This is a genomic window from Pseudoxanthobacter sp. M-2 (assembly GCF_046156265.1).
Classification (GTDB): Bacteria; Pseudomonadota; Alphaproteobacteria; order Rhizobiales; family Segnochrobactraceae; genus CAMDHY01.
The window spans coordinates 22,295-43,020 of the sequence record NZ_JAWDIR010000001.1 but is presented as its reverse complement, the minus strand read 5'-3'; the positions used below and the strand labels follow the sequence as shown (position 1 = coordinate 43,020).

The window sequence follows — 20,726 nt, the reverse complement described above, 5'->3', positions numbered from 1 at the left end:
GCCCGATGAGTTCGCTCGCGCGTCTCGCCGCCACCATCGACGATTGCAGTGCGAACGTGCCGCTCGTGCGCGTCGGGGGCATCGTCCGCGAGGTCTCGCCGAGCCACTATCGCGTCTCGGGGCTGTCGCGCTTCGTCTCGCTCGGAGAGCGAATCGGCTTCGAGAGCGCCGGACGGCCATCGATCGGCGAAGTAGTGCAGATCGACGAGGCCGGCGCGACCGTCAAATCCTTCGACAACAATGGTTCGGTCGGCGTCGGCGATGTCGCGTTCCGGGTGGGCCGCAAGGGCCTCGCCCCGTCCGACGCCTGGATCGGCCGCGTCATCGACGCCCTCGGCGAACCGATCGACGGCGGCGGGCCGCTGCCGCAGGGCGAGATCATGCTGCCGACGGAGGCCCCGCCGCCGGCGGCGATGACGCGCGGACGCATCCGCAAGCCGCTGCGCACCGGCATCAAGGTGGTCGATCTGTTCACGCCGATCTGCGAGGGCCAGCGCATCGGCATCTTCGCCGGTTCGGGCGTCGGCAAGTCGACCTTGTTGTCGATGTTCGCGCGCGCCGAGCAGTTCGACGTCGTCGTCATCGGTCTCGTCGGCGAGCGTGGCCGCGAGGTCCGCGAGTTCCTCGAGGGCCCGCTCGCTGCGAACCGGCACCGGTCGGTCGTCGTCGTGTCGACGGGTGACGAGAGCCCGATGATGCGCCGGCTGGCGCCGCAGACCGCGATGTGCGCAGCCGAATACTTCCGCGACCGCGGTCGCTCGGTGCTGCTCATCATCGATTCGGTCACCCGCTATGCCCACGCCTCGCGCGACGTGGCGCTGGCGGCCGGGGAGCCGGCTGTGGCCCGCGGCTATGCTCCGAGCACCTTCAGCGATCTGCCGCGGCTCCTGGAGCGAGCCGGCCCCGGCCCGGAAGGGACCGGCACCATTACCGGCGTGTTCTCCGTGCTGGTTGATGGCGACGACCACAACGATCCCGTCGCCGACGCGATCCGCGGCACTCTCGACGGCCATATCGTGCTCGACCGCGCCATTGCGGATCAGGGCCGCTTTCCAGCGGTCAGCATCCTCGGCTCGATCTCACGGCTTTCCGACCTGGTGTGGACAAAGGAGCAGCGCGAGCTCGTCGTCCGCCTGCGCCGGCTGGTCGCGCGTTTCGAGGACACCCGCGACCTGCGCCTTCTCGGCGGCTACCACCCCGGCAGTGATCCGGAACTCGATCAGGCGGTCTCGATCACCACCCGCCTCTACGACGCCCTCAGGCAGGGGCCCGAGAACCCCTTGTGCCGTGATGTTTTCTCCGAACTCGCACAGTCGCTGGCGCCGCAGTAACGGCGAGGACGAGCGCCAGCCTCGCGCAAGCGAGCCATTCCATCTTCTCCTCAATCAGTCACTTGAAGGACTCCCACGATGAGCCTCTATGGCGTTCTGCGCACCGGCGTCTCCGGCATGAATGCACAGTCCAACCGGCTGAGCACCATTGCTGACAATATCGCCAACGCCGGTACCACTGGATACAAGCGGGCGTGGACCGATTTCTCTTCGCTCATTCTCGAGAGTGGGAAGAACAACTACAACTCCGGCGCGGTCGTCACCAACGTCCGTTATTCCGTGTCGCAGCAGGGTGCGCTGAACTACACGACGTCGCCGACCGACCTCGCGATCCAGGGGCGTGGCTTCTTCGCGGTGACCGATGCGACGGGCAATCCGTTCCTGTCTCGCGCGGGCGCCTTCGTGATCGACGGCAACACCGGCAACCTCGTCAACTCCAGCGGCTACACGCTGATGGGCTACGACATCAGCAACGGCCCGAAGTCGGTCGAGCTGAACGGCTTTGGCAATCTCGAGCCGATCAATCTCTCCAACATGAATCTGCAGGCCAAGGCCAGCACCGAGGGCGTCTTCACGGCGAACCTGCCGTCGACGAACGATGTCGTGACGGGGCCGCTGCCGTCCTCGAACAATGCCAATGCCGAGACTTCGGTGAAGTCGTCGATGATCGCCTACGACAAGCTCGGCAATGAGGTCGTCCTCGACATTTACATGACGAAGACGTCCGAAAGCCCGGCTTCGTGGGAAATGGCAGTCTATGACCAGGCCGGCGCCGCGGCCGACGGCGGCTTCCCCTATGCCGACGCCGCGATCGGGACGCAGACGCTCGAGTTCGACGAGGACGGCAACCTCACCAGTGGCGACATGCTGTCGATCGACATTCCCGGCGGCGAGACGCTGGAGCTCGACGTGAGCTCGATGACACAGCTCGCGACCGACTACACGCCCATCAACGTCGCCGTGAACGGCAGTGCTCCGAGCGTCGTGTCCGATATCGCCATCGAAGGCGACGGCACGGTCTATGCCGTCTACGAGAACGGCGCCAAGCTGCCGGCCTTCCGCATCCCGCTCGCCGACGTCTCGAGTCCCGACAGCCTGCAGCCCATGCCCGGCAACGTCTTCGCGACGACGACGGATTCCGGCGCGGTGCAGATGGGCTTCCCGACCGAGGGCGGCTACGGCGGCGTCATCTCCGGCGCGCTCGAGCAGTCGAACGTCGACATGGCGACCGAGCTCACCGACATGATCATCGCCCAGCGCGACTACACCGCCAACTCGAAGAGCTTCCAGACGGGCAACGAGTTGCTGGATGTCCTGATGAACCTGAAGCGGTGATGGGCCGAGCGAAGGCACCGAACCGGTAGACGGGGTCGCGGATGAGCCTGACAGCTGCATTTCACACTGCACGGTCGTCGCTGCAGGCGACGTCGACGCAGGTCTCGGTCTCCGGACGCAACGTGTCCGGAGCGAACGACCCCCAATACTCGCGCAAGATCGCCACGACGACGACCACCGCCGACGGCGCCGCCCGCATCCCCCAGGTGACGCGGGCGGCCGATGCACCGCTCTACACCCGCATGCTCGACGCCACATCTCGGGCGGCGGGGCAGCAGGCGATGCTCAACGGCCTGAAGCAACTCGCCGAGACCGTTGCCGACCCGCAACTGCAGCAGTCGCCGGCGGCGAAGATCGGTGCCTTCTCGACGGCCGTAGCGCAGTACTCCAATGCGCCGGACGACCCGCTCTTCGGCCAGGGCGTCGTGACGGCCGGTCGCGATCTCGTCGACACGCTGAACTCGGCTGCCTCGGCGGTGATCACGGTCCGCCGCGACGCCGACGCGGACATGGCGACGTCGGTTGCGCGCATCAACAATCTTCTCGGGCAGTTCTCGGAATTCAACAGTGCCGTCGTTGCCGGGACCGCGCTGGGTGCGGACGTCACCGACATGCTCGACAAGCGCGACGGTGTCCTCGCCGCACTGTCGGAGGAACTCGGCGTCACGACCATCACGCGGGAGAACAACGATCTCGCGATCTATACGGACAGTGGCGTCACGCTGTTCGAGGGACGCGCGCGCGCGGTTTCCTTCAATCCGACCCACGTCTATCTCGCCGATACCGTCGGCAACGCCGTGATGATCGACGGCGTGCCGGTGACGAGCGAGGCGGCCGGCATGCCGCTGCGCGACGGACGCCTCGCCGGCCTCGCGCGTCTGCGGGACGACGTCTCGCTGAGCTACCAGCGCCAGCTCGACGAGGTCGCCCGTGGCGTGATCACGGCGTTCGCGGAACTCGACCAGTCGGGTGCCGGAGGGCCGGCACTGGCGGGCATCTTCAATGACGGCGGCGCGACGATCCCCGACGCGGGCACGGCGGGGATCGCCAGCCGCATTCGCCTCAGCAGCGCGGTCGATCCCGCGGCCGGCGGCTCCGTCGACCTCATCCGCGACGGCGGCGTCAACGGTGCCGACTACCGCTACAACGCATCGGGGTCCGCGGCCTACCCGGACCGCCTGCTCGCCCTCGCAGTGGCGACCAATGCCTCGCAGTCCTTCGCGGGCGATACCGGTCTGGCGAGCCCCTCGAGCCTCGCCGATTTTGCCACCGCCTCCGTCGGCTGGCTGGAGAGCCGCCGCCAGACCGCGACGACAGAGACCGAATATCAGACCGCCGTGCTGTCTCGTGCCTCGGAGTCACTGTCGAACGCCACGGGCGTGAACCTCGACGAGGAATACGCCAATCAGCTGCAGCTGGAGCGCTCCTACGCCGCCTCCGCCAAGCTGATCTCGATCATCGACGAGCTGTTCAAGACGCTGCTCGCCTCAGCAGGATAGTCTCATGCGGACCAGTTTCATCTCGAGCCTGTCCATCGCCGCGTCCGCCCGGACGAACTTCACGAGCCTGCAGCAGCAGTTGGCGAGGGCAACGTCGGAAGTCGTCACTGGTCGACACGCCGATATCGGAACGACGCTCGGTGCGCAGTCCGGAAGGCTCGTCTTCCTGCGCAACGACTTCGACGGGCTGGAAGGGATGCGGACAGGCAACTCGCTGGCGGTGGCACGTCTCGATCAGACGCAGGTGGCGCTGCAGAACGTCTCGGATACCGCCAACGAACTCCTGCGTTCGACGCTCGCGCTGCCAGGCTCCGATCACGCCGTGGCGCTTCTGCAGGACCAGGCGTCCGCGGCCCTGACGGCTTTCGCGAGCGCGATGAATTCCAGCGATGGCCGTTCCTATCTGTTCGGTGGCATCAACACGACCGCCAAGCCCCTGGCGGACATCGAGACGACGCCGATGCAGGCTGTCGACGCGGCCTTCGCCGCAGCCTTCGGGCTTCCGGCCACCGATCCGCAGTCGAGCCCCCTCGTCGAGAACATTTCTCCTGCCGCCATGGAGTCCTTCCTCAACGGCGCATTCGCCGATCTCTTCTCCGAGGCGTCGTGGAAGGCGAACTGGTCGTCGGCAAGCGATGCGGCCCAGCAGAGCCGAATTTCCGGCAGCCGGACGATCGCCACGTCGGCGAGCGCCAACGACACAGGGCTGCGCAAGCTTGCCGAGGCATACACGATGCTGTCGAGGCTCGGTGCCGGCGAGTTGCGGTCCGATACGCGGAAAGTGCTCGTCGATCATGCTGCTTCGACGCTGAACGGAGCCCTGTCGGACCTCGCCGGCCTGCAAGCACGTCTCGGAGTCGCCCAGCAGGAGATCAAGGTCGCCAACGACAGGCTTTCTCTCCAGCTCGACATCGTGGCCAATCGCATCATCGCCCAGGAGCGCGTCGATCCGGCTGAAAAGAAAGTCGAAATCGACACGCTGAGTACCCAGATCGAGATGTCTTATTCGTTGACGTCAAAGATCATGAACCTCAGCATTCTCAACTATCGCTGATAAGCGGAGCGAACATGTACAGAATGTCCTATGCTGAGATCGCGGACGACGACTCGCAGGAGCGCCGCAGCCGCGAGGTGCTGGCCTTCGATCACGGCATCGAGCTGCTGACCCGAGCTGCGGCCGGCGATCCCCGTTCCGCCGAGGCGACCGAGGCGGTGCGCTACGTCCAGCAGCTCTGGGGCTTCCTGATTTCCGACCTGTCGGATCCGGGCAACAGCCTCTCCGGGCCGCTGCGCACCGACCTCATCTCGATCGGCCTCTGGGTCATCCGCGAGGCCGATCGGCTGCTCAGCGGGGCGAGCCAGAGCTTCACCGGGCTGATCGACATCAACCGCACCGTCAGGGATGGATTGAGATGAGCAAGCCCATGCAACTCACCCTGAAGGCGGGCGACCGCGTCTTCATCAACGGCGCCGTCCTGCGCGCCAACCGGAAGGTCACCCTCGAGCTCCTGAACGATGCGACCTTCCTGCTCGAAGGGCACGTCCTGCAGCCGGAAGAGACGACGACGCCGCTGCGTCAGCTCTACTTCGTGCTGCAGGCCGCGCTGATGGACCCGCAGAATGCTGCCGCGGCGGAAAAGCTCTTCTCCAACCTGATGTTCCGCACGCGCTCGGCGTTCTCGAGCGGGCCGATCCTGTCCGGCCTCGCCAGTGCCGAGGCGCTCGTCGCGGCGGACCGATGCTTCGACGCGCTGCGCGAGATCCGCCGGCTGCTTCCTGTCGAGGCCGAGATCCTGGCTCGCCCGAGCCTTTCCATCGCCGAAGCCGCCTGATCACAAGACGTTCCGCGCAGCGGACAGGAGAACGCCATGGCCGACGTGACGGCACTCGGTGCAAGCACACAGCAGATCAACCCGGTGACGGCGCGTCCCCAGGGCTCGACCCTCGACCAGGAAGCCTTCCTGCGCCTGCTCGTCACCCAGATGAAGACCCAGGATCCGACCAAGCCGATGGAGTCGACCGAATACATCGCGCAGCTCGCCTCCTTCTCGCAGGTCGAGCAGAGCGTTCAGGTCAACAACAAGCTCGACTCTCTTCTCACCTCGTCGGCCCTCAGCCTCGCCGAGAACATGATCGGCCGGACGGTCACGTCCGGCGACGGAAAGATCAGCGGTGAAGTCGTATCGGTGAAGATCACCAGCGACGGCCCGGTGTGCACCCTGGCGGATGGCAAGACCCTCAAGCTCGACGACGGCGTGGTCATCGCCTAGCCATGAATGAGTCGGACGCCCTCGATATCGTCCAGTCGACGATCTGGACCGTCATCCTGGCGGCCGGCCCGGCTGTTACCGCCGCGATGGTCGTGGGCATCGCGATCGCTCTCTTTCAGGCGTTGACCCAGGTTCAGGAAGTCACGCTGACGTTCATCCCGAAGATCATCACGATCCTCGTGGTCACGGCGCTGACGGGAACCTTCATCGGGGCGCAGATTTTCGCCTTCACCGAAGAAGTATACGGCCGGATCGCGACTGGTTATTGACAGCCGGCGCGGGGGGAGATCCGCAGTGAAGCCAACCAACGCGACCCTGGCTGCAACGCCAGCCGTGGAGCGCAAATCGCTGAACGACGTCGGCTTCGCGCTCGGCATCGTCGCGATCCTGGCGGTTCTGTTTCTGCCGATCCCGACAGTCCTGATCGACATCGGCCTTGCGATGTCGGTGGCGATCTCCGTTCTCATCCTGATGGTGGCATTGTGGATTCAGAAGCCACTCGAGTTTTCTGCCTTTCCCACGATCCTGCTGATCGCAACACTGATGCGTCTGGCGCTCTCGATCGCCACGACCAGGCTGATCCTGGCGCATGGCAATGAGGGCGTGACGGCCGCCGGCCACGTCATCGCCGGCTTCTCTCAGTTCGTCATGAGCGGCGATTTCGTCATCGGCATCGTCGTCTTCCTCATCCTGGTCACCGTCAATTTCCTGGTGATCACCAAGGGCGCGACGCGCATCGCCGAGGTGGGCGCGCGCTTCACCCTCGATGCGATCCCCGGCAAGCAGATGGCGATCGACGCCGATCTCTCGGCCGGGCTGATCGACGACAAGGAGGCTCAGCGCCGGCGGCGCGAACTCGAGGAGGAGAGCGCCTTCTTCGGCTCGATGGACGGTGCCTCCAAGTTCGTCCGTGGTGAGGCGATCGCGAGCCTGATCACCATCGCCGTCAACATCTTCGGCGGCATCATCATCGGTACGACGCGTCATGACATGCCGCTCGCCGAGGCGGCCGACGTCTTCACGCGGCTGTCGGTGGGCGACGGCCTCGTCTCGCAGATCCCCGCGCTCATCGTCTCGCTGGCGGCGGGCCTGCTGGTCTCCAAGGGTGGCACTCGCGGCTCAGCCGAACAGGCGATCCTGAGCCAGCTCGGCGCCTACCCCCGGGCACTTTTCGTCGCCGCCGCCCTGATGTTCGGCTTTGCCATCGTGCCGGGACTGCCGGCACTGCCGTTCATGGTGCTCGGCGGCGTCATGGCCTTCATCGGCTACACGATCCCGAGACAACTCGCCGCCAAGCAGGCCGCGCGCGAGGAACAGCAGCGCCAGCAGACAGAAAAGCAAGCCCGGGAGACCCGCGAGTCAGTCAAGGAATCGCTGCGTGTCGCTGAACTCGAACTCGTCGTCGGCAAGCAACTCGCCAACGCCATCCTCCGCTCGCCGACCGAGCTTTCGCACCGCGTCGGCAAGATGCGCCGCAAGTTCGCCGAGCAGTACGGCTTCGTCATTCCGGATGTGAAGATCTCCGACGACCTCGGCGTTGCGGCCAAGAGCTACCAGATCCGGCTGTACGGCACGGCCATCGCCAATCAGGAATTGCGGATCGGCGAGCTCCTCGTCGTGACCGGAGACGGACGCAAGCCGAATGTGCCTGGTGACGAGGTTCGTGAGCCCGCGTTCGGTCTGCCTGCGGTCTGGGTCTCGGAGGCCTTCGCGTCTGAGGTGCGCCGCGACGGCTTCGCTCCGGTCGATAATCTCTCGGTCGTGCTGACCCACCTCGCCGAGGTCATCCGCAACAACCTGCCGCAGCTCCTTTCCTACAAGGACATGCGCTCCCTCCTCGACCGCCTGGAGCCAGAATACAAGCGGCTGATGGAGGAGATCTGCCCCTCGCAGATCTCCTACTCGGGGCTGCAGGCAGTGCTGAAGCTGCTGCTGGCCGAGCGCATCTCCATCCGCAACCTGAAGCTGATCCTGGAGGCGGTGGCGGAGATCGTGCCGCATGCGCGCCGCTCCGAGCAGGTCGCCGAGCATGTGCGCATGCGGATCGCGCAGCAGATCTGCGGCGACCTCGCGACCAACGGCGTCCTGAACGTCCTGCGCCTCGGCAACCGCTGGGACCTCGCCTTCCACCAGAGCCTGAAGCGCGACGGCAAGGGCGACGTCGTCGAGTTCGACATCGACCCGCGGCTGGTGGAGCAGTTCGGGACCGAGGCCTCGGCGGCGATCCGCGAGCGTCTGCGTCAGAACCATTCCTTTGTCGTCGTCACCGCGCCCGATTCGCGCCCCTACGTGCGCATGATCGTCGAGCGGATGTTCCCCTCGCTGCCGGTACTGTCCCACGTCGAGATCGCCCGGGGCGTCGAAATCAAGTCGCTCGGCAGCATCTCCTGATGGCGGTGCCGTCCGAGATTCTACTGGCGACGTTCCTGGTGTTCTGCCGGGTGGGCGGCTGCATCCTGATCGCGCCGGGCTTCTCGAGCAGCCGCATCCCGGCGTCTGTCCGGCTCTACATCGCAATCGCCGTCTCGCTGGCGCTGACGCCGACGCTCTACCCGACCGTGCTTCCCCTCGCCGAGGGGGCGACACCGGCGAGCCTCCTGGCGGGGATCGTCTCGGAGAGCGCTATCGGGCTGCTGATCGGCCTGCTCGGCCGCCTCTTCTTCCTGGCGCTGCAGTCCTTTGCCGCGGTGATCGCCCAGTCGATCGGTATCGGCGGCATGCCCGGTGCGATGGTCGACGAAGGTGAACAACTGCCAGCGCTCTCGACCCTGCTGACCATGACGGCGACCGTCATGCTGTTCGTCACCGACCAGCACTGGGAACTCCTGCGCGGCCTCGTCGCCTCCTACGATGCGATGCCACCGTCGGGCGGCTTCCTTCCGCAGTTCGCCCTCGTCGCGATCACGGATCAGCTGTCGGAAGCCTTCCTGCTCGCCCTGCGTGTCGCGAGCCCCTTCATCGTGTTCTCGATCATCGTCAACCTGGCGGCGGGCCTGGTCAACAAGCTGACGCCGACGGTGCCAATCTTCTTCGTCGCCGTGCCGTTTTTCCTGGCGGGCGGCATGCTGTTGCTGCTGTTCACGGTGAAGGAGCTGCTGTCTATCTTCAGCGGCTCGGTCGGAACGTGGCTGGCGACGGGGTAGCGCCATGTCACAGTCACGCCTTCGACGGATGCAGCGCATCGTCTCCGTGCAGTCGCAACTGCACACGCGCGCCCAGCAGGCCCTCGCCACGACGCTCGAGGCGCAACAGCGCCTGGCAGCGGAGGAGCGGTCGCTCCTCGAGGCCCTGAGCGAGGGCTCGCATCTGCACGGCCTGTTCGTCGAGCAGTCGGCGAAGCATCTGCGTGGTGTTGCGGTGAGCGTCAGCGAGACGCGGCGCAAGGCCGACAGTCAGCGCGAGACGGTCCGCGAGGCGGGCTTGCGCCTGCGACGGGCGGAGACGACCTCCGATCGGCTCACCGTCGAGCACGCACGCCAAGAAGAGCGCAAGGCGATGGAAGAAATCGCGCTGCGCTCCCTGTCGCGGACATCGTGCAAGCCTCCCGTAAGCTAGGGCGGGCAGTGTGCCAGCAACAAAGTCGCTGAGCCTGGTGTTCCCCCGATGAGCATTCGCCCACCCTCCGACATCGTCCTCGATGTCGTTCGGGCCGCCGACCCCACCCAGGTGGCAGAGGCGAGCCGGCGTCTGACGCGCGGCGCCTCCGTGGACGCCCTCGCGTTCGATGCAGCCCTCGACCGGGCCGCGGGTTCGCGCCCGCGGCACCTCACCGACGCCGCCGGCGTCCTCGCGACCCGTCGCACCAACGAGGCTCTTTTCTCGAACGGTGCCGCCGGCCCTCGGCGCCAGGACGACGTCTACAGCCGGTTCGAAGCGATGGCGCTCACCACCTTCGTCGAAACGATGATGCCGAGCCGCGGTGATGCGGTCTTCGGCGAGGGCACCAGCGGCCGCATCTGGAAGGGGATGCTGGCCGAGAAGATCGCGGCCCAGTTGGCGGAGGCCGGTGGCATCGGCATCGCCGACCAGATGCGTGCGGCCGCGGCGCTGCGGGGGTCGTCCATGGACGGCTCGACGCCGATGGCCGCCTCTCGAGGCCTGCAGGCCGAGGCGCCTCACCTCGCCGGCGGCGTCGGCCTCCCGCTCGACTTCGACCAGCAGATCGGGGAGGCCTCGTGATGACCCCCGCCCAACAGGCCGTCACGAGTGTTCTCAATCGCCTCGAGGCCATCCTCGACGCAGAGATCGAAGCACTGTCCACGCGCCAGCCCTACGACCACGACATGGCCACTCGCCAGAAGTCGCGGGCGCTGCTGGAACTCGTTCGAGCACAGGTGACGGACGTCGACGTTGCTGCGGACCAGGTGCTGGCCGATAGGCTTCGTGGAATTCGCGAGAAGCTCGTCCGCGATCGCTCGTTGTTGGCCCTGCATTATGAGGCATCGCAAGAAGTCTCAGAAATTCTGTCCAGGGCCATGCGCGACGTGGACTGGGATGGAACCTACGACAGCCGCATCGCCGATCCGGTGACGCCCGGATGATCAAGCTCCTGTTCATCGGGCTCTGGGTCTGCCTGATCACGATCGGCTCGAGCTACGCCGCGGCGTATTGGGCCGTCGGCCAGTCCGGCAAGGAAGAGGAAGTTTATCTCGAGGGGCTGGAGTACCGAAAGCTCCCGACGATCACGGTTCCGATGATTTCCGAGGGAGAAGTCAAAGGATATGTGGTTGCGAAGCTTGTTTACACGGCGGACGCGGGTCTTCTGAACGAGATGAGTGTCGAGCCGGACTCTTTCGTAACCGACGAGGCATTCCGAGAGATCTACACGAACGGTGTCGTCGAGTTCGGCAAGCTGTCAAAGTACAATCTCAATGAAATCACCGTTGCGGTGAAGGAAAATACCAACCGCCGGATGAACTACGAGGTCGTGCAGGACATCCTCGTCGAAGGACTGAACTACATCGAAAAAGACGACATGAGACGCATCGCCATGCAGGCGATGAAGGATGAGCAGAAGCCGACGAAAGCCGCCGATGCGGCGCACTGATGCGGCACAATGGGAGACATGACGTGAAGATCAGTGGAAAGCTATTCCTAATCGTCGGCGTTCTGGCGGCGGCGACCGTCGTCGTGGGAGTGACGTCGTACCGCTCGCTGCAGAGTTCGGCGAATGAAGCGTTGCTGCTCGACCAGACGGCGCAGCGCGCCTTCTTCGTCGAACGTATCGACAAGTTCATCACGGCGGTCGTGATGGAATCCCGCGGCACTTACATGTCCGCGAGCTCCGAGAAGGCGAAGCCCTTTGCGGAGGGCATCATGAAGAACCTCGACCGTATCGACGATGTTACCGAGCATCTGCGGGCGCTGACGCCGCCGGCGGATGCCCCGCTGTTCGACCAGATGGCGAGCGACCTCAAGGGCTTCCGTGAGTTCCGTGCCGAGACGGCCCGCCTCGCGTTGGAGGAGGGACCCCAGGCGGCGAACGTCCAGGGCAACAACGACGCCAACCGAGCCAACCGCAAGGCGCTCCAGGCTTCCGTCAACGCATACGCCGAGCAGCTGCAGGCGCAGGTTGGCCCGATCCGCGACACCATGGTCGCCAAGGCGAAGCGGGAGCAGACGACCATCCTCCTGACCGCCGCCGCCGGTCTCCTGATCGGCATCGGCCTCGCCATCTGGATCGGCACGCGCCTCCTGAGCCGCCCCCTCGTCAGGGCCTCGCAGGCTCTTACTGACATCGCCGGTGGCAAGCTCGACCTCGAGATCGATCCGCGGCGCTCGAAGGACGAGATCGGCGACATCTGGAACGCCACCGAGGCGCTGCTGAAGGAGCTCCAGGCGGCCGACCAGATGCGCAAGGACCAGATCGCTGCTGCCCAGCGGGCGGAGGTCGAGAAGCGGTCGGCGATGAACGAACTCGCGGACCGTTTCGACGACGAAGTGTCGGGTATCGTCCGCTCGGTGGCGGCCGCGGTTTCGCAGCTCGAGCAGAGCGCCGGCGTGATGAGCACCTCGGCCGACGAGACGTCCCGCCAGTCGACCGCCGTTGCCGCGGCAGCGGAGCAGGCCACCACCAACGTCCAGACCGTGGCCTCGGCCGCGGAGCAGCTGTCGGCGTCGGTGCGTGAGATCGGCCAGCAGGTCAGCATGGCCGCTTCGGTCGCCGGAGAGGCGACGGGCCAGGCGAGCAGCACGGCGGAAGCCGTTCGCAGCCTGTCGGCCAGCGCCCAGCGCATCGGCCAGGTCGTGAACCTGATCACCGACATCGCCTCGCAGACCAATCTGCTGGCGCTCAATGCGACGATCGAGGCGGCACGCGCCGGCGAGGCCGGCAAGGGCTTCGCGGTGGTCGCCATGGAAGTGAAGACGCTGGCCGAGCAGACGTCGAAGGCGACCGGCGAGATCTCCGCCCAGATCAACGCGGTGCAGAGCTCGACGAACGAGGTCGTCAAGGCGATCGAGGCGATTTCCGGCACCATCCGCCGGATCGACGAGATCTCCTCCGCGATCGCCTCCTCGGTCGAGGAGCAGGGCGCCGCGACGGGCGAGATCGCTCAGAACGTGCAGCAGGCGGCCTACGGCACCAAGGAAGTGACGACGACGATCGTCGGCGTCAGCAGGGCCGCCAACGACACGGGTCGCGTCTCCACCGAGATCGTTCACGCCGCCGCCGACCTCTCGAACCAGGCGAGCAGCCTGCGCAGCCAGGTCGACACCTTCATTGCCCGCGTTCGGGCAGCCTGAAGCATCGCGACGGCCGGGCGCGGCTGCGCCTCGACCGGCCGTCGAACTCAAAACCGTACGAAACGCCGGGGATTGACCGATGGACGACCTTTTGCGCGACTTCCTCACCGAGACTAACGAGAATCTCGACGTCGCGGATACTCAGCTGATCAAGTTCGAGCAGGACCCTGGCAACGCCGAGATCCTCAACAACATCTTCCGCCTGGTTCACACGATCAAGGGGACCTGCGGCTTCATCGGCCTGACCCGTCTGGCGACCCTCGCTCATGCGGCCGAGTCGCTGATGGATCGGTTCCGCGAGGGAATGACCGTCACCTCCGACGCGGTCGGCCTCGTTCTGTCCACGATCGACCGGATCAAGGAGATCCTGGCGGGTCTGGAAGCGAGCGAGGGCATCGAGCCCGTCGGATCCGACGAGGACCTGATCAGCCAACTGGTCGCCATGGCTTCCGGCGAGGCGGCGCCCGCGCCAGCGGCCAAGGCCGCGAAGGCCACCAAGGCCTCCAAGCCGGCCGAGGCCCCCAAGCCGGCGGAGCCCCCCAAGCCGGCTGCGGCGCCGGTCAAGGCGGAAGCGCCGGTCCAGACGCTCGACCGCGACCTGATGCCGGGCGAAGTCTCGCTCGACGAGCTCGAGCGCATGTTCCGGGAGACGCCGGTCGATCCGCCGAAGCCTGCCGCTGCTCCCAAGCTCGTCGAGAAGGTGACCGCTCCGCCCGTGGCGGCTCCGGCCGCTCCGGCCGCTGCGGCCAACGACGACGGCGGTGGCCATGGCCCGGTCTCCGGCCAGACGATCCGCGTCAATGTCGACACGCTCGAGCATCTGATGACGACGATCTCCGAGCTGGTGCTGACGCGCAACCAGCTGCTCGAGATCGCCCGGCGCTCGGAGGACAACGAGTACAAGGTCAGCCTGCAGCGGCTGTCGACGGTGACCGCAGAGCTGCAGACCGCGGTGATGCAGACGCGCATGCAGCCCGTCGGCAACGCCTGGCAGAAGCTGCCGCGCCTCGTTCGTGACCTGTCGAACGACCTTGGCAAGTACATCGACCTCGAGCTCACCGGAGCCGAGACCGAGCTCGACCGCCAGGTCCTCGATCTGATCAAAGATCCGCTGATCCACATGGTGCGGAACTCGGCCGACCACGGGCTCGAGTCCCCCTCCGAGCGGATCAAGGCCGGCAAGTCCGAGCGCGGCGTGATCAAGCTCGCCGCCTATCACCAGGGCGGGCAGATCGTCATCGAGGTCGGTGACAACGGCCGTGGCCTCGACGTCTCCCGCATCCGGGCCAAGGCAATCGAGAACGGCCTCTCCACCGAGGCCGAAGTGTCCAAGATGTCGGACGCCCAGGTCTTCCGCTTCATCTTCCAGCCCGGCTTCTCGACCGCGGCGAAGGTCACGAGCGTGTCGGGTCGCGGCGTCGGCATGGACGTCGTCCGCTCCAACATCGAGCAGATCGGCGGCACCGTCGACGTCCGCTCGAAGCTCGGCGAGGGCTCGACCTTCACGATCAAGATCCCGCTGACGCTCGCCATCCTGCCGGCGCTCATCGTCTCCGTCGGCCAGGACCGCTTCGCCATTCCGCAGCTCGCGGTCGTCGAACTGGTACGCGCCCAGGCGGGTTCCGAGCACGTCATCGAGCAGCTGAAGGGTGCCCCGGTGATGCGGCTCCGCGAGACGCTGCTGCCGATCGTCCGTCTCGCCGACCTCCTTGGCACGGCCGACACCGACGCCGCGGCGGATCCCCAGGCGGGCTTTGTGGTGGTGATGCGGGTCGGCGGCCAGGTCTTCGGCCTGGTGGTCGACACGGTGTGCCAGACGGAAGAGATCGTCGTGAAGCCGATGTCCTCCAAGCTGCGCGGTGTGGCGATCTTCTCGGGCTGCACGATCCTCGGCGACGGTCGCGTCATCATGATCGTCGATCCCAATGGTGTCGCACAGGCCGCCACGTTTGCGTCCGAGGCAACCGCCGCCCACGACGGGCCGGGCGTGTCGGGCGAGGACAAGGTCGATGCCGCGCTGGTGTCGATGCTCATCGTCCGCGCCGGCTCCAAGGAGCCGAAGGCGGTGCCGCTGTCGCTCATCACCCGGCTCGAGGAAGTCGAGGCGACCGCGGTCGAGTACGCCAACGGCCGCCAGGTCTTCCAGTATCGCGGCGACCTTATCCCGCTGGTGCCCGCCTCGGAGGACATGCCGAAGCGGACCGAAGGCACGCTGCTGGTTCTCGTCTTCACCGAGGGCGAGCGGTCGATGGGCCTGGTCGTCGACGAGATCGTCGACATCGTCGAGGATCGTCTCGACATCCAGCTGCCGTCGGACGTTCCGGGTGCCTTCGGAGCGGCGATCATCAATGGCGCAGCCACCGCGGTTCTCGACGTCGGCCACTTCCTCGCCACCGGCTTCAAGGACTGGTTCGATCGTGCCCCGGCCAATCGCACCACGGCCCGACTGCGTGTCGTTCTCGTCGACGACAGCGACTTCTACCGGAGCCTGGTCGAGCCGATGATGCGGGCGGCCGGTTGCGACGTCACCGGCTTCCGCGCGCCGGAAGACGCGCTGAGCTACCTGACCAATGGCGGGCCGTGCGACGCCATCGTCAGCGACATCGACATGCCGGTGATGGACGGCTTCGCCTTCACCACCATCCTGAGGCAGGACGTCCGCTTCCTGCACACGCCGATCATCGCGGTCTCCGGCGTCTGCACGCCTGAGGCGGTCGAGCGTGGCCGGGCCGCCGGCTTCACCGACTATGTCGGCAAGTTCGACCGGGCGGGCCTCGTCTCGGCGCTCGCCGAAATCTCCGCCTCCTCCTCGTCCACCTCGCAGCTCACGGATGCAGCGGCATGAAAACCGATAGCAAGCGCGACACTCCCCAGTCGCTTCGCCAGTACGTCACCGCCAGGATCGCCGGCCAGCTGTTCGGCCTGCCGATCGAGGCCGTCCAGGAGGTCTTCACGCCGGAGGGGATCACCAGCGTCCCCCTGGCGCCCGGAGCGATCGAGGGCGTCCTCAACCTGCGGGGACGGATCGTCACCGCGCTCAACATGCGCCGGGTGCTCGGCTACACCCAGGGGGACGTCAACCGCCCGATGGCGATCGGCGTCGAGTACCGCGGCGAGCCATACGGTCTCATCGTCGACGAGATCGGTGAGGTCTGCACCGTCGACACGAGCGAGTCCGAGCCGCCCCCGGCCAACTTCGACCGCCGTTGGGCCGCGATCGTCGGCAGCGTCCACCGCCTGCCCGCGGAACTGATGGTCATCCTCGACGTCGGCCGCACCGTCGGCGGGGCGCCGACGGAGCTGCGGGCGTGACCTCCGGGTCACGCCATCAGCCTCCGGCACCAGATCTGAAGAGACAACAGCCATGAAGACCTGCCTCGTCGTCGACGACTCCCGCGTCGTGCGCCGCGTCGTCAGACGCATCCTGGAAAGCCTCGACTTCGAGGTCACGGAAGCCGGCGACGGCGTGGTCGCCCTGGCGGCGTGCGAGCGGGAGATGCCGGATGCGATCCTGCTCGACTGGAACATGCCGCTGCTCAACGGCCCTGACTTCCTCAGGGAGCTGCGGCGGCGTCCCCACGGCGCCGATCCGAAGGTGATCTTCTGCACGACGCAGAGCGAGCTGGAGGACATCGTCGAGGCGATCTCGATCGGTGCCAACGAATACATCATGAAGCCGTTCGATTCCGAAGTGATCGAAGAGAAGCTTCGCGAGGTGGGCCTGATCGCGGCGTAAAGCGATCCGCGCCGCAAAAGGAAGGCCCTCACAATGCAGACACTCCCTCTCCAGTCCGAAGCTTCGAGCGGCGTGGCGGCTCCCACCGCCGAAAAGCTCCGGGTCATGATCGTCGACGATTCGATGCTGATCCGCTCGATCGTCGGCGGGTGGCTCCGGGCGGCCCCCGACCTCGAGGTCGTCGCGACGCATGCGAACGGCCGCCGCGCCGTCGACGACGTCGCCAAGAGCCGCCCCGACGTCGTCGTGCTCGATCTCGAGATGCCCGAGATGGACGGGCTCACCGCCCTGCCGCTGATCCTCGAGCGGGCGCCGGGCACCGTCGTTCTCGTCGCCTCGAGCCTGACACGGCGTGGCGCCGAGATCAGCCTTCGCGCCCTGACGCGCGGTGCGGCAGACTATCTCGCGAAACCGGAGGCGGTGCAGGGCCAGTCGGGAGCGGAGCCGTTCCGCGACGAACTGCTGGCGAAGATCCGCGCACTCGGTCGTCGCTCACGCCCCTCGTCTGCGGCGCGGACGAGCGAGCGCAAGGCCGCAGCCGCGGCGCCGACGGTGGCGGCGCGGGTGAAGGCCCCGGTGAAGCTGCGCGCCTACAATCCTGGCCCGGTCTCCGCCATCGTCGTCGGCAGTTCCACCGGCGGGCCACAGGCGCTCAACCGGCTCTTCACGGCGATCGGCCCGGCTATCGGCCACCTGCCGGTGCTGGTCACCCAACACATGCCGCCGACGTTCACGGCGATCCTGGCCGAACACGTCGCCCGCGCTGCCGGACGACCGGCCGCAGAAGGTCAACACGGCGAGACGGTTAGGCCAGGCCACATCTACGTCGCCCCCGGCGGGCGTCACATGAGCATCACCCAGTCGGGTGGCGTCGCGAGCATCCAGCTCAACGACGACCCGCCGGTCAACTTCTGCCGGCCGGCCGTGGATGTCCTGTTTGACGCCGCCTCGGCGGTCTACCGCTCGGGCCTCCTCGGCATCGTGCTGACGGGCATGGGCGCCGACGGCGCCCGCGGTTCGACGACCATCACCGGTGCCGGCGGCAACGTTCTGGCACAGGACGAGGCGACGAGCGTGGTGTGGGGAATGCCGGGCGCCGTCGTCGCGGCGGGTGCCGCGTTCGAGGTGCTGCCGATCAGCGACATCGGCCCGAAGGTGATCCGCATGCTTGGGGGCAGGAAATGATCAGTGCCAGTGACTATGCGTTCCTCCAGACGATGCTGAAGACGCGCTCGGGCCTCGTGCTCGCCGCGGACAAGGGTTACCTGATCGAGAGCCGTCTGCTGCCGGTTGCCCGCCAGTTCGGGTGCGCCACGCTCGGCGAACTGGTCGCGCGGCTGCGCACTCCGGGCGCCCATGCGGAGGTGCAGAGTGTCGTCGAGGCGATGACCACCAACGAGTCGTTCTTCTTTCGCGACAAGCTCCCCTTCGACGCCTTCCAGGCCGTCGTGCTGCCGGCCCTGATCCAGCAGACGTCGGCGGGGCAGACGATCCGGATCTGGTGCGCTGCGGCCTCGTCGGGGCAGGAGCCCTACTCGCTGGCGATGCTGCTGTCGGAGAATCCCGCGCTGGTCGCGGGGAGGCGCGTGGAGATCATCGCGACCGACATCAGCCAGCCGATCCTCGAGCGCGCCCGTGAGGGGATCTACACGCAGTTCGAGGTCCAGCGCGGTCTTCCCGTCCACTATCTCGCCAAGTACTTCACCAAGGTGGGAGACCGGTGGCAGATCTCGCCGCAGATCCGTCGCATGGTGACGTACAAGTTCGTCAACCTGCTGGACAATTTTTCCGATCTAGGAATCTTCGACGTCGTTTTCTGTCGGAACGTGCTGATCTATTTCGACGTGGAGACGAAGCGCAGCGTGCTCGAGCGGATGGCGACGATCATGCGCCCGGAGGGCGTGCTCGTGCTCGGCGGGGCGGAGACGGTCCTGGGCCTGACGGCGGCCTTCCAGCCCCTGGAATCCCAGCGCTGCCTGTTCAGGGTGGACCGGGCGGGCAGCCGGACGGCCAAGGACGGTGCCCTGCAGTCCAAGCCCGTGGCCTGGCGTCTTCCGAACGCCGCGACGGCTTGATCGGCATCGGGCCGTCGGCGGCATCCACTGCCGACGGCTTCCCGCGGGTGGGCGATCCCGTCGTCAAACCGAAGCGTGCCGCGAACAGAATCGCGGCACGCGACGTGACGCTTCCGGCCCTCTGGCCATCCGTCGACATGCGCGCGGACGCCACGATGGCGGTGCTCTTGCCGTTGCCCCGGTGAGCCTTGACACTCGCCGGAGAACCCATAGAGCATGTGGCGACGAAGGTCCTAGCGTGGCATGAAAACACGTTTGCTGCCCGCCAGAGCGCCAGAAAATTCCGCGAGCGCCAAGAATTCAACAATTGAGGGAGACTATCATGCCGGATCTTCGCAAGGAAGCCGATAGTCTCGGTGAGGTTGAGGTCCCGGCAGACAAGCTTTGGGGCGCGCAGACCCAGCGATCACTCGAGCATTTCAGCATCGGCAAGGACCTGATGCCGCGCGAGATGATCACGGCTTACGCGATCCTGAAGAAGGCCGCGGCGCGCGCCAACCACGCCGGCGGCCGCCTGCCCGAAGAGCAGTACAAGCTCATCGTCGCCGTCTGCGACGAGATCCTCGCCGGCCAGCACCACGACATGTTCCCGCTGCACGTCTGGATGACCGGCAGCGGCACCCAGTTCAACATGAACGTGAACGAGGTGATCTCCAACCGCTGCTGCCAGCTTGCGGGCACGCCGCTCGGCAGCAAGGCGCCGGTGCATCCGAACGACCACGTGAACATGTCGCAGTCGTCGAACGACTCGTTCCCGTCGGCCATGCACATCGCAACCGGGGTGAACGCGACGGCGCGGCTGATCCCGGCCGTCAAGGCGCTGCACGACGCCATCTCGGCCAAGGCCGACGAGTGGGCCGACATCGTCAAGATCGGCCGCACGCACATGCAGGACGCGACGCCGCTGACCCTCGGCCAGGAATGGTCGGGCTACGCGGGCATGCTGGCCGACGACATCGGGCGCCTCGAACACGCCCTTGGTGACGTCTACCATCTGGCGCTCGGCGGCACCGCCGTCGGCACCGGCATCAACGTCGCGCCGGGCTTCGCCGAGGCGGTGGCGGCCGAGATCGCCACGATCACCGGCCTTCCCTATGTCACGGCCCCCAACAAGTTCACCGTTCAGGGCGCCCACGACGCGCTGGTGCAGTTCTCCGGCACGCTGCGCACGCTTGCCGTCTCGCTCTACAAGATCGGCAACGACATCCGCCTGATGTCGTGCGGGCCGCGAGCCGGCTTCGCCGAGCTGATCATCCCGGAGAACGAGCCCGGCTCGTCGATCATGCCCGGCAAGGTCAACCCGACCCAGGCCGAGGCGCTCACCATGGTCGCCGTGCAGATGATGGGCAACGACGTCAGCGTCGGCTTCGGTGGCGCCAGCGGCTATCTCGAGATGAACGTCTACAAGCCGCTGATGATCTTCAACGTCATGCACTCGATCGTCATCGCCTCCGATGGTTGCGACAATTTCCGCAAGTACCTGATCGAGGGGACGAAGCCGAACCTGAAGCGCATCCAGGAATATGTCGACCGCTCGCTGATGCTCGTCACGGCGCTGGCGCCGGTCATCGGCTACGACAAGTCCTCGAAGATCGCGCACCATGCGATGGACCACGACCTCTCCCTCAAGGAAGCGGCGCTGGCGCTCGGCTTCGTGACGGAGGAAGAGTTCCTGCGGGTCGTCGACCCGGCGAAGATGGTGAAACCCTACGTCGCCAAGGAAGACGGCTGACGCC

Annotated in this window: 21 protein-coding genes; all 21 read left to right on the top strand. The window is 66.4% G+C overall.

The genetic code is table 11. The annotated features are described in order from the left end of the window. The first annotated feature begins 5 nt into the window (after window positions 1–5). The 21 genes from fliI (at window position 6) to fumC (ending at window position 20,722) form a co-directional block, all read left to right on the top strand. Window positions 6–1,331: a flagellar protein export ATPase FliI gene (gene fliI / locus RUR49_RS00195; protein ID WP_409144306.1), complete on the top strand. Its 1,326-nt coding sequence runs from the start codon at window positions 6–8 to the stop codon at window positions 1,329–1,331. A 78-nt stretch (window positions 1,332–1,409) separates the two neighbouring features. Next, window positions 1,410–2,666, top strand: a complete 1,257-nt coding sequence (locus RUR49_RS00190) for a flagellar hook protein FlgE (RefSeq protein ID WP_409144305.1) — start codon at window positions 1,410–1,412, stop codon at window positions 2,664–2,666. 41 nt (window positions 2,667–2,707) lie between these two features. Continuing rightward, window positions 2,708–4,165 (top strand): flagellar hook-associated protein FlgK, encoded by a 1,458-nt coding sequence (gene flgK / locus RUR49_RS00185; RefSeq protein ID WP_409144303.1) that lies wholly within the window; start codon window positions 2,708–2,710, stop codon window positions 4,163–4,165. Between the two features lie 4 nt (window positions 4,166–4,169). Next, window positions 4,170–5,219: a flagellar hook-associated family protein gene (locus tag RUR49_RS00180; RefSeq protein WP_409144302.1), complete on the top strand. Its 1,050-nt coding sequence runs from the start codon at window positions 4,170–4,172 to the stop codon at window positions 5,217–5,219. Between the two features lie 23 nt (window positions 5,220–5,242). Continuing rightward, window positions 5,243–5,581, top strand: coding sequence for a flagellar biosynthesis regulator FlaF (flaF, locus tag RUR49_RS00175; RefSeq protein WP_409144301.1), 339 nt, complete (start codon window positions 5,243–5,245; stop codon window positions 5,579–5,581). Beyond that, window positions 5,578–5,997, top strand: a complete 420-nt coding sequence (gene flbT / locus RUR49_RS00170; RefSeq protein WP_409144300.1) for a flagellar biosynthesis repressor FlbT — start codon at window positions 5,578–5,580, stop codon at window positions 5,995–5,997. The genes flaF and flbT overlap by 4 nt, the downstream gene beginning before the upstream one ends. Window positions 5,998–6,033: 36 nt before the next feature. Continuing rightward, window positions 6,034–6,435, top strand: coding sequence for a flagellar hook assembly protein FlgD (flgD, locus tag RUR49_RS00165; RefSeq protein WP_409144298.1), 402 nt, complete (start codon window positions 6,034–6,036; stop codon window positions 6,433–6,435). Window positions 6,436–6,437: 2 nt separating this feature from the next. Further along, a complete protein-coding gene (fliQ, locus tag RUR49_RS00160) occupies window positions 6,438–6,704 on the top strand; it encodes a flagellar biosynthesis protein FliQ (RefSeq protein ID WP_409144297.1) in 267 nt (88 codons plus the stop codon). Between the two features lie 25 nt (window positions 6,705–6,729). After that, complete coding sequence (gene flhA / locus RUR49_RS00155; RefSeq protein WP_409144296.1) at window positions 6,730–8,826, top strand: flagellar biosynthesis protein FlhA; 2,097 nt, start codon at window positions 6,730–6,732, stop codon at window positions 8,824–8,826. Beyond that, window positions 8,826–9,578: a flagellar biosynthesis protein FliR gene (fliR, locus tag RUR49_RS00150; protein WP_409144295.1), complete on the top strand. Its 753-nt coding sequence runs from the start codon at window positions 8,826–8,828 to the stop codon at window positions 9,576–9,578. Before flhA ends, fliR begins: the two co-directional genes overlap by 1 nt. Before the next feature lie 28 nt (window positions 9,579–9,606). Next, window positions 9,607–9,990 (top strand): hypothetical protein, encoded by a 384-nt coding sequence (locus RUR49_RS00145; protein WP_409144293.1) that lies wholly within the window; start codon window positions 9,607–9,609, stop codon window positions 9,988–9,990. 48 nt (window positions 9,991–10,038) lie between these two features. Beyond that, window positions 10,039–10,614 carry a rod-binding protein gene (locus RUR49_RS00140; RefSeq protein ID WP_409144292.1) on the top strand — a complete coding sequence of 192 codons (576 nt, stop codon included), beginning with the start codon at window positions 10,039–10,041 and terminating at the stop codon, window positions 10,612–10,614. Beyond that, complete coding sequence (locus tag RUR49_RS00135; protein WP_409144291.1) at window positions 10,614–10,976, top strand: flagellar protein FlgN; 363 nt, start codon at window positions 10,614–10,616, stop codon at window positions 10,974–10,976. The genes RUR49_RS00140 and RUR49_RS00135 overlap by 1 nt, the downstream gene beginning before the upstream one ends. Next, window positions 10,973–11,482 carry a hypothetical protein gene (locus tag RUR49_RS00130; RefSeq protein WP_409144290.1) on the top strand — a complete coding sequence of 170 codons (510 nt, stop codon included), beginning with the start codon at window positions 10,973–10,975 and terminating at the stop codon, window positions 11,480–11,482. The genes RUR49_RS00135 and RUR49_RS00130 overlap by 4 nt, the downstream gene beginning before the upstream one ends. 23 nt (window positions 11,483–11,505) lie before the next feature. Then, entirely contained in the window at window positions 11,506–13,179 is a 1,674-nt protein-coding gene (locus tag RUR49_RS00125; RefSeq protein ID WP_409144289.1) for a methyl-accepting chemotaxis protein, read from the top strand. A gap of 79 nt (window positions 13,180–13,258) precedes the next feature. After that, on the top strand, window positions 13,259–16,024 hold the full coding sequence (locus RUR49_RS00120) for a chemotaxis protein CheW (RefSeq protein WP_409144288.1): 2,766 nt from the start codon (window positions 13,259–13,261) through the stop codon (window positions 16,022–16,024). Continuing rightward, window positions 16,021–16,491, top strand: a complete 471-nt coding sequence (locus RUR49_RS00115; RefSeq protein WP_409144287.1) for a chemotaxis protein CheW — start codon at window positions 16,021–16,023, stop codon at window positions 16,489–16,491. The genes RUR49_RS00120 and RUR49_RS00115 overlap by 4 nt, the downstream gene beginning before the upstream one ends. A 52-nt stretch (window positions 16,492–16,543) precedes the next feature. Beyond that, complete coding sequence (locus RUR49_RS00110; protein WP_409144286.1) at window positions 16,544–16,915, top strand: response regulator; 372 nt, start codon at window positions 16,544–16,546, stop codon at window positions 16,913–16,915. A 33-nt stretch (window positions 16,916–16,948) separates the two neighbouring features. After that, window positions 16,949–18,100 carry a chemotaxis response regulator protein-glutamate methylesterase gene (locus tag RUR49_RS00105; RefSeq protein ID WP_409144285.1) on the top strand — a complete coding sequence of 384 codons (1,152 nt, stop codon included), beginning with the start codon at window positions 16,949–16,951 and terminating at the stop codon, window positions 18,098–18,100. Beyond that, window positions 18,097–18,990 carry a CheR family methyltransferase gene (locus RUR49_RS00100; protein ID WP_409144284.1) on the top strand — a complete coding sequence of 298 codons (894 nt, stop codon included), beginning with the start codon at window positions 18,097–18,099 and terminating at the stop codon, window positions 18,988–18,990. Before RUR49_RS00105 ends, RUR49_RS00100 begins: the two co-directional genes overlap by 4 nt. A 322-nt stretch (window positions 18,991–19,312) precedes the next feature. Further along, window positions 19,313–20,722: a class II fumarate hydratase gene (gene fumC / locus RUR49_RS00095; RefSeq protein WP_409144283.1), complete on the top strand. Its 1,410-nt coding sequence runs from the start codon at window positions 19,313–19,315 to the stop codon at window positions 20,720–20,722. The last annotated feature ends 4 nt before the right edge of the window (window positions 20,723–20,726 follow it).